Raw genomic sequence first — 9,261 nt, forward strand, 5'->3', positions numbered from 1 at the left:
GTGGTGATGGACCGCTGGTCGAGCAGCCCCACCCGCCCGCTCGACCAGCGGTCCATCACCACCTGGGCGACCTGGTCGAGGTAGAAGTCCGGGGTGTCGTCCAGGTGCGCGAGGATGCGCGGGGTCAACCAACCCATCCCGGCCATCCGCTCGCGCAGTAGGCGCTTCTGGGCCCCGACGTCGCGGTAGTCGACGTCGAGGTCGGCCGCGGCGAAGGAGAACATGGCCATCGCCCGGGTGGCGTCCTGGATGGGCCGCAGACCGGCGGAGCGCCCGGACTCCTGGCAGTCGATCACCCAGCGGTCCAGCCCGAACTCGTTGGGCACACTGTAGAAAGCCAGCACGAGACCGAGATGGCGGACGAACCGCTCGCGCGGCCCGAAGACCATCGCTCGCAGCGCCGAGTGCAGCCCGTCCGCCCCGACCACCAGGTCGAAGCGCCGCCGGTCGCCGCCCGCGAAGACCACGTCGACCCCGTCCGAGTCCTGGGTCAACTCGGCGATTTGGTCGCCGAAGATGTACTCGACACCGTCGCGGGTGTCGTCATAGAGCACCCGGGACAGGTCCCCGCGCAGAATCTCGATCTCCGCGATGAACCCGTCGCCGCCGTCGTCGTCCGCGCGAAAGGTCTCCAGCACCGTCCCGTGCACGTCCACGGTGTACGCGCCAGCGGTCTCGGTGCGCGCCGCGCGCACCGCCGCGTCCAGCCCCATCCGCCGGATGACCTCCTTGGCCACCCCGCGCGCGTCCACCGCCTGCCCTCCCGGACGCAGCGCTGGGGCCCGCTCCACCACGGTCACGTAGGCCCCCCGCCGATGCAACCAATGCGCCAACGCGGGCCCCGCGATGCTCGCCCCCGCCACCAACACCCTGACACCACTCACTGCGCCCCCTGCTCACCCGTCCGGCTCACGGTCCGGATCGTTTGCTCCTGCGCGGGGTCGTCGACGCTCATCATTGCCTCCATGTGTACTTGCCCGCGCTGGAACGGTCCCGGCACAGGCCCACCGCTGTCGGTGTATCCAGCGGTAACGACGACGGATCCACCCAAAATTCATCGGTGCAGCCGAGATCGTTGTCCACGCTCCTGCGAACACCCAGAACTCGGCATGAGGGAGCAGTCGGTCGGCCCGCCGAGTTAGCGAGACGCACTGATCCCGGGAAACTCCGAGGATCCGGCACACGAACGAAGCACGAAAGGATCCCGTGCGCTGGGAACGCCCGTGGACTGGGAGCCGCTCCCATACTGCCATCCGTCATCGGGCTCGGCTTGGCAACGCCGCCGGGTGACCGCCGGAGATGGTTGAGCAACCAAGGGGTGAGACCTGCACGACACGGCCACTTATCTCGACCGCGTGTGAAATGATTTCTGCCACCAGATCCCGCGCATCCGGGGGTGCGCTTGAACGGCGAATGAGGCAGGGGATGGACGCTCGGATTCGGCTGGTAGGGCGCGACGTGGGCGCGCAGTTGAACGATCTAGAGTCCTGGTTGGGGCGGGAGGATGAGTTCCGCGGTCGGGTATCGATCGAACAACAGCCGATAGCGCCCGATGAGATGGGCGCGGTGTCGGATGTGCTGATCGTCGCGCTCGGCTCCGGCGGTGCCGGTTCGGCTTTGGTGACGACTTTGATCGTGTGGATCAACCACCGCAAACCGAAGGTGGATATCGAGATCACTCGCGGCAGGAACCGTTCGGTGAAGATCGCGGCACAGAACCTACCTGAGGAACAGGTGGTGAAGTTGCTGCGCGAAGCGTTGGAGGACTAGTTGCGGTTGCCCGACCCGGCTCGGTCGCGGGCGGTGTTGCTGGGCACCAGCACGTTCACCGATCCCGAACTGCCCGACCTGCCCGGAGTCCGTAACAATCTCACCGACTTAGCCGCGGTGCTGACCAGTGACTGGGCAACAGCACTGCCTCGGGAGCATTGCGTCGTACTGTCCGATGAATCCGACCGCGGCATCATCGGCGGCGCGTTGAACGCCGCCGCCGCACAGGCACAGGATCTGCTGCTGGTCTACTACGCAGGCCACGGTTTGATCGGCCGGGCAGGCTCCCTGTATCTGTCTCTGCCGAACACACGCAGCGCCCGGGAGATGGTGGAGTGGACGGCATTCCCGTTCGGTATACTGCGCGACACCCTCGCCGGCGCTCAGGCTGACAACCGAGTGTTGATTTTGGACTGTTGCTTCTCGGGTTTGGCCATCGACCTCATGACCGATGTCAGCTCCGCAGTGGCCGGCCAACTCGAGGTGGCCGGTACCTGCACGCTGACATCATCGCCGGCCAACCAGCCCTCCCGAGCACCTGCCAGCGCTCGATTCACCGCCTACACCGGCGAGATGCTGGAGCTCCTGCACCGCGGTCCCGCCGACGACGCCGAGTTGCTGACGATCACCGCGATCCATGAACACCTGTCGAAAGTGTTGCCGTCCAAGGGATATCCGCGTCCCGAACAACGCAACACCCGCACGATCGGGCGTCTGGCGCTCTCGCGCAAACCCCCACCTTCCGTCCGCACTGGCGAAGAACTCGACTTGGAAGCCGAACATCTTGTCCTTCATCCGCCTAGCACCTCGCTCGACCCCGAGACCCATCCCTTGCCGAATCCGTCGGCTCCGACCGCGCAGCACCGCGCTCGACCACTCGAAATGCATTCCGCACCGAATCCACTGGCCTGGGATCCCTGGACAATCCGCTCTGCTAGGGGGCCTAACCCTCCACCGAGTCACGGCGGCGGCATCCAGACCTCGCCAATCTCTCGCCGCAGTGCATTGATAGGGGGCGCCGCCCTGCTGGCCGCCGGGGCCGGCGCGGTGGCCGCGCTGTGGCCGGACTCCACTGCCGACCTAGACAGATACTCACAGGTGGTCTACACGGTGGCGTTCAGTCCCGACGGCGCCCTGCTGGCCACCGGAAGCAATGAGAGCACAGTCCGGTTGTGGGATGCGAAAACCCGGCAGGAAACGGCACCGCCCATCAAAGGGCACAGTGAAAAAGCACGAGCGGTGGCGTTCAGTCCCGACGGTGCCCTGCTGGCCACCGGAGGCGACGACAACACAGTCCGCCTCTGGGACGTTAAAACGAGACAGCAGGTTGCTCAACCCATCAGCACCGACGGATCTGTACGGTCGCTGGCGTTCAGTCCTGACGGCACCCTCCTCGCGGCGGCAGGCACCGATGGCTTCGTTCTGCTGTGGAACATGAAAGCTGGAAGCGCATTCTGGCAAATCGCCAACACCACCCAGTACGGCCCATACACGGGCACGATTGAAACAGTAGCCTTTAGTCCCGACGGTGCTCGAATCACCACCTCGTTGTGGGTCTGGGATCTAACCACCCATCAGCTCGTAGAACACCTCCCGAACTTCAACGGCAATCTGTACTCCGCGGTATACAGGCCTGACGGTGCCCTGCTTGTAACAGGTCACGAAGACGGCGAGATCCGCTTCTGGGACACGAATACCTACCAACTGGTTGGTCAATCGATCGATGCCGTGTTTGCGGGTGGAAGATTGCCGGTGGCGCTGAGCCCTGACGGGACTCGCCTCGTGGGAAGCGCTACTGGCGGCCGCTTCCAGATATGGGATGCCGCTACGCGTCAACCGATCGGGCAACCCCTCGACGCTCAAGCCGTGACCTCGTACTCCGTTGCATTCAGTCCCGACGGTACGCAAATCGCTGCCGGCGTCGGAGGAAACTCTGGCAAAGGTGCCGTACTACTCTGGCAAGTGCTCCCAGCGCAGTAGCTCGAGTTCGGCCATGAGGACGTGCCTACGGCTATCCGAGGCCTGCGCGCCGCGCGGGCGCGCAGGACCACAGCTAGCCGACCAGCTCGCCGGTCATCCAGACAGCCGCGGCCCGCGGCACGACCTCCGGGGGTTGACCTGCGCCTCGGCGAGACCGTTGACCAAGCGGTCCAGCGCAGGCATCGCATCCGGGAACCCCGATGTCGCCGCCCTGGTTTCCGAGCTCGCAGCTCGCGCAGACGGCGGTACCGCGACCGAAGAGCGCGAATGAACGACACCTGGTACGAGATCTATCTTGCCTCCCGGCAATCTCGACACGACAGACGGTACTCTCATGAGAATCCGAATCCAGCCGAACGACAACACGCCGCTGAGCATTGCGGTGGCACCGGCCGATCCGGAGCCCGTCCCCTTCGGCAGTGCGATCGCCCTCGACCTCGATCTGTTCTTCCACGGCAGCGCGGGGGCCGTCGACGAGGACCTGCAGGACTACCTCGACGACATACGAGAACGACGGCTGCACCCGATCGAGTTCGACAGCCGGGGATTCGCGCCGATCGGCTCGATACGCCTGATCGTCTCGCCCCGGGCCGAGCGGGATCCCGACTACGCCTGCATGTCCTTCTACGCCACGACCTGGTCGATGGCGCTCATGTTCTACCGTTCGAACAATCTGCGGGACATTGTTCGTCGGCCTCACCGAGGCGTTCGGCGGAGTGTGCTGTGCATGGAGCATCGCGGGTATGGACGCCATCCAGATCTGCTGGCTGCCAGGCAGCTTCTCGATTCCCACGATCCGCGAGGGCGAGTTCCCGGTGATGCGAACCCTCCTCGCCTCCGTCAGGCGGGACGAGCCCAGGTGAGGTCGGATAGGGCGGTGGGCGCGGAGGTGCGGCGTTGGCGTTCGAAGATCCTCGCGCCGAGGATGCGCGCGGACGGGTATCGGTGCGGCGGTAGACCGCCCCCGGCGTGATCGTCACCAAAAGCGGGGCGTACTAGTTTGCAGATCGGTTCTCGAGCGTGATTCAGCGCGCCGATCGTTACCTATACTGTACTGCGGGTTTCGGCGTCTCGGCGCATCTACCTGACATGGCGCGACAGCGAGCTCGCCAAATACGGACGCGCGCAAGCCCGGCGCGTCGCCGCGGTGCGCACTCATTCGCTCATGGTGCGGCAATCAGCTGGGGGGAGACACGGTGGCGGTCGATCCGATCCGGACTAAGATCCGCGCCGACTTGCAGGCGGCGCTGAGACTGCTAGAGGCCGATTCCGGCCTGAGTTGCGGGTCCGCTCGCCGAACTTTCGGACGTGGCGAACGGCTCGATCTACAACTGGGTGAAGGGATCGGCGTTCCTCGTGTGGCCGCATCTCGAGTCGTTGCTCAAAGCGTGCAAGATCACCGATGAACGCGAATTGAGCAGTGGCAACAGACGTGGCAGCGTGCCGAGGTCGACAAGCTCGGAACACCCGTTGGCAAAGGTCAATGCGCCGATCGTACGCGCCGCGGATGCGAGGCGTGGGAAATATACGAGGTAGAGCAAGTTATTGGACCGGCCCCGGCTCACTGGCAGACACACCTCGGAATCGTCTTGTAGCGCGAATCTCTGGTCCAGATACTGCCTCGAGGTGGTCACCGGCCTCAAACCCCACCTCGGCGAGCAGCCGCATATCCCGGTCTCCATATCCCGAGTCTCTTGCCCACTGTGTCCCCAATGATTCGAAGGTCTTGCCGTCACGTGGTCGGTGCAGAAGCCAATTGGACCCATATGAGTAGGCGGGAACCTTCAGAGGTAGCGAGAAATAGACACTGTCTAGGAGGTCTGCAACTGTGAAATTATCAGCTGTCGGGACAGAGATCGAGCCAAGATTTTGGTCAAATGTGGATAGATCGACGAAGATCGAGCTTCGATCGATTTCCAAACGGGCTTCCTGCACAATATCGTGTGCGCTGGCCGTTGGTAGCGCTGTCCGTTCAAGCGATCTCTCTACGGAAGCCATGACTGCTTCAGTAGTATTCACCACCACCCGTGCACGTGCAACCGCCCTCGAATACTCCTCGACAGTTGCACCGCCGCGATATTCCCTCGGCGAGTAGAAGACCTGCGCTTTGCTGACGAGCATGTAGAAAAAACCTGTGGTCACCGCCGTTGTGTAACCTACCATGAATACCGCGAACAGTCCTTGAATCCAGCCAGAGGTCAAACTTGTCGCGGCTCCGAGGGTCAGTTCGCAGATCCCGAGCAGTAACGCTATGATCCACAGGGGATTCGTGACGCTTGGCGTATTCACTTCTCCAGTCACCGGCTAAGTGTGGCTTACACCACCCTTCCCCGCAAGCTCATACTGTCGGCAGTCGATCGATGTCGTCAAACCATGTGTTCCGTATAGGATTCTTCGTTCAGTTCGGCGCGTGACCGCACGATGCTGATGTACTCATCGCGGTCCATTTACAAGCTCAGCTGAGGTCGTCGAGACGATGCCTTGCCCACGATCAGAGGCGGGCTCGAACCGACGCCAGTACGCAATATGCGGCGATATCGGATGTTCCCGACCCGCGTTCGGTCTCGCCCACCGCTCTCACAGTGCGAGTCCAAAACGGTTGATACCGAGAGGAACTGACGGTCGGAACCCGGCATTTCCCACCGACCTGGCGTGTCTACCACACGCTGCACCGACACCGAAGTGCGTCGGCCCCCGCCGTTATGGTTCGGACATGGCAGACCTACCAAGCAAAACAGTCCTCGTCCGCACCTGGTTCGGTGACGACAGCGCATGGGGATCTCTGGTCCGGGAGACCCTCACCCCCAGCAAAGAGGGATTCCTGGCCAATGTAACCCTGGTGGACGACCCGGAGTTCGAAAACCTGAGCCCCGAAGCGCTCCAGGCGAAGCAACCGGGCAGGGCGATCGTGTCCTTCCTCGCCGACGAGACCACCCTCACCCACCCCGAGCATCCCATCCTGGCAGTCTGGGTCCTGCCACCCCAGGATCACGACCAAGACCACTCCAAGCCGTTCCGAGTCGTGCCCGACCAGCTGTGGAACGTGGAGAACAACATCAACCAAGCGAACCTGGGCTGGGAGGACTATACGAGCAGGGTAGACGCAGACGGCATCTACCGCGGGGAAGCGGTTGCGAAGGAATCCGATTTCGAGTTCAGCGTGCGGTCCATCATGGCGCAACGACTGGCACATCTCACCCCGGGTCTCGCCGAATCGATTCGCAACGCCGAATCTCCGGACGGGATCGCGGATATGGCGATCATCAACCGCGAGCAGGACCCCCAGTCTGTCCGCGAGCAGTTGGCATCGCTGAGGTCCTGTCCCGCGGCGCTGCCCTGGGATTGGTTCGCCGCCTTCGACGCCGAGCAAGCCGACTACCATCGAGCCGACTACATCAAAGCGTTCCTCGAAGAGATCGGTGAGCGCGCGTCTGCCCTCGGCACTGTACTGGCGTCGCTGGATTCCGACGAGGACTACTACCTGGTCTTCGTGACGCCGACCCAGTTTCAAGAGCTCTCGCGGCTTCTCACCGCGCACAGGATGGGCGCTGAAAGCGTACGGCGTGGCTGCTGGACGCAGCGCATGAGCCCGGAACAGAGCGCCGCGATCAGAGCCTGGGCTCAAGCCCACGGCGGGAAGGTCGAAGCCCTCGGGACGATCACGGCCATAATCAAAACCCCCGGCGCACACGAGGAGACCGAACCGGACCCACTCGCCTGACGCATGGTTCAGCGCCGGGAAATCCCGCCCTGGGGCGGGGGTGGGTGGCCGCGATCCGCGCGTGGGCCGAAGACTGACCGCACACGTCTCGCCGGCAGCTCAGTCCTTCGGTGCGGGGTTGATGGTGTCGCCGTCCCAGCTCAGATCCGAATCCTCGGTGATCTCGAAGGACTCGAAATGATCGTCGGCCAGCACTGCGTCGATCAGAGCCCGTGAGCCGGCGACGATCGTGGAGTCGAAGTCGATTTCGCTGGCCACGACCCATGCGTGGTCGGCGGGCCAGAGCAACTGGGGCGTCACTCCGGGGAAGTCGGTCGTCCATCCCAAGCCCGCCCCATACACCCAGCCGGGGTCGGCGAGTTCGGACAGACCGGTGTCGAACAGCAGGAAGTCGCGTCCCGGCCACCGCAGGAAAGGCCCTGCCTCGACCGCCCGCCTGACCTGCGGTGCGACAGAGGCAGCCAGCTCGGCGTCGATGCGAGCTCGCTCGCGCTCGAGGTTGCCCGGATCGCCGTCGGTGGAGGCGACGAACACCGCACCCGAGGATGTGTTCAGCTCGCCGAATCCATTCCACACTCCCGCCGTCACCTGTTCCGGTGTCTGGGTGGCTGCGCGAAGGTGGACAGTGAGCGCGGCCAGCAGGCTCGGGTCCAACCACCCCTCGACACTCTGGCCGACTTCCCAGCCGTCGTCGAACGACATCGCCGCCTCGTTCTCACCGTCGGTGAGGTTGCGCCACTGCACAAGTGGATGCATCACTCGGCCGTTGCGCACAGCGACCTGCGCCCACGGCCACATCGCCTCCTCCACGATCTCCGGATTGCCCCACTCGTCGGTGACCGTGACGTCGCGGCGGATCGCCTCGACCGGATGCAGGATCCGCGCATAAGCCTCGAAACCGGTACCAGCGACACTGCCGACCCCGTGCTCACCGACCCGCGCCAGCAGCCACCCACCACGCTCGACATCCGTTGTGAACTGCACCCGGCCAGCCTAATGAGTCATGCTGGCCGGGCAGCTGCTGATCCGGCGGTCCGCACCCGCTCGCGACCGGGTAGTCGGAAACCTGGCATCGGGTTCCGATCCCGGCACGCGGCACTCGACACCACCCCAGGCTGCCGCCTGGTCTTCCACGTATATGCCGCCTTGGCCGAATTCAACCGCGAGCTGCTTGCGCAAGGCACCACCGACGGCCTCGCCAGCGGCTCGGCCGGCCGTGCATTGTGCTTACGGTGCTTGCACCAGCGCCGCGGTGATACGCCGCACCGCGGGCAACACCAGCAACAGCGTCGGGAAGGCGATGGGCCAGGATACGGCCCAGGAACGCAACCACACCCCGATCACGAGGCCGTCGCTCATCAGGGTGCTGATCAACGAGACGATGCAGGTCATCAGGACCGACAACAGCATCGGCATGATCACCGAGGTGTAGCGGGCGGGCAGCTTGCCGAAGCCGGTGCGGGACTGGGGATTTGCGGAATTCATCGGTCGCTCCGTAATCGTCTCGTCAATCAACGACGCCGCCTGATGGCGGGCCGGTGCGTTGGTTGACGTGAACGCTTACGGCGAGCGAAGTCGCGGCCCCGAGCTTAAGCAGCCGCATGCCGTCAGGGCAAGTCCGGCTCGCGCCGCCGCACGGCGCCGAAGGTCGAACGCGCGCGCCGGCGCCGATGCGGCGGGTGCCCAGGTTGCCGGACCGCCGGGTGTAGCGGTACGGGAAAGTGTGTACACCTCAGCCTTCCAGGCAGCTTGACGGACTGCCCACGACCGCGCAAACTGGTTAACACATT

General features: G+C 64.2%; 8 protein-coding genes. 4 read left to right on the plus strand and 4 right to left on the minus strand.

Annotated elements, in window-relative coordinates:
• Positions 1–884: FAD-dependent monooxygenase (locus HOV91_RS20235; RefSeq protein ID WP_174186974.1), on the minus strand; the 884-nt coding region annotated here is incomplete at its 3' end.
• A 574-nt stretch (positions 885–1,458) separates the two neighbouring features.
• Between HOV91_RS20235 and HOV91_RS20240 the strand changes: the two genes are divergently transcribed.
• The 3 genes from HOV91_RS20240 to HOV91_RS20250 all read left to right on the plus strand — a co-directional run bounded on the left by HOV91_RS20240 (position 1,459) and on the right by HOV91_RS20250 (position 4,723).
• On the plus strand, positions 1,459–1,770 hold the full coding sequence (locus HOV91_RS20240) for an effector-associated constant component EACC1 (protein ID WP_174186975.1): 312 nt from the start codon (positions 1,459–1,461) through the stop codon (positions 1,768–1,770).
• Entirely contained in the window at positions 1,771–3,750 is a 1,980-nt protein-coding gene (locus tag HOV91_RS20245; protein WP_174186976.1) for a WD40 repeat domain-containing protein, read from the plus strand.
• Between the two features lie 334 nt (positions 3,751–4,084).
• On the plus strand, positions 4,085–4,723 hold the full coding sequence (locus HOV91_RS20250) for a hypothetical protein (protein WP_174186977.1): 639 nt from the start codon (positions 4,085–4,087) through the stop codon (positions 4,721–4,723).
• 569 nt (positions 4,724–5,292) lie between these two features.
• Here the strand turns inward: HOV91_RS20250 and HOV91_RS20255 are convergent.
• Positions 5,293–6,051, minus strand: a complete 759-nt coding sequence (locus HOV91_RS20255) for a hypothetical protein (RefSeq protein WP_174186979.1) — start codon at positions 6,049–6,051, stop codon at positions 5,293–5,295.
• A gap of 412 nt (positions 6,052–6,463) precedes the next feature.
• Here HOV91_RS20255 and HOV91_RS20260 point away from each other — a divergent pair, with 412 nt between their 5' ends.
• The gene (locus tag HOV91_RS20260; RefSeq protein ID WP_174186980.1) at positions 6,464–7,471 is read left to right on the plus strand and encodes a DUF6630 family protein; all 1,008 of its coding nucleotides are present in this window, start codon (positions 6,464–6,466) and stop codon (positions 7,469–7,471) included.
• 99 nt (positions 7,472–7,570) lie between these two features.
• On the opposite strand, the gene HOV91_RS20265 is transcribed toward HOV91_RS20260, so the two are convergent.
• Both HOV91_RS20265 and HOV91_RS20270 read right to left on the minus strand, forming a co-directional pair.
• Positions 7,571–8,455 (minus strand): hypothetical protein, encoded by an 885-nt coding sequence (locus HOV91_RS20265; protein WP_174186981.1) that lies wholly within the window; start codon positions 8,453–8,455, stop codon positions 7,571–7,573.
• Positions 8,456–8,698: 243 nt separating this feature from the next.
• Positions 8,699–8,956 carry a DUF2798 domain-containing protein gene (locus tag HOV91_RS20270; protein ID WP_174186982.1) on the minus strand — a complete coding sequence of 86 codons (258 nt, stop codon included), beginning with the start codon at positions 8,954–8,956 and terminating at the stop codon, positions 8,699–8,701.
• Positions 8,957–9,261: the final 305 nt, after the last annotated feature.

Source organism: Nocardia barduliensis (assembly GCF_013315795.1).
Taxonomy (GTDB): Bacteria; Actinomycetota; Actinomycetes; order Mycobacteriales; family Mycobacteriaceae; genus Nocardia; species Nocardia barduliensis.

Bases quoted from the DNA above. Each gene is read 5' to 3' on its own strand.
- HOV91_RS20260 (WP_174186980.1), top strand. From the start codon at position 6,464: ATGGCAGACCTACCAAGCAAAACAGTCCTCGTCCGCACCTGGTTCGGT.
- HOV91_RS20270 (WP_174186982.1), bottom strand. From the start codon at position 8,956: ATGAATTCCGCAAATCCCCAGTCCCGCACCGGCTTCGGCAAGCTGCCC.
- HOV91_RS20250 (WP_174186977.1), top strand. From the start codon at position 4,085: ATGAGAATCCGAATCCAGCCGAACGACAACACGCCGCTGAGCATTGCG.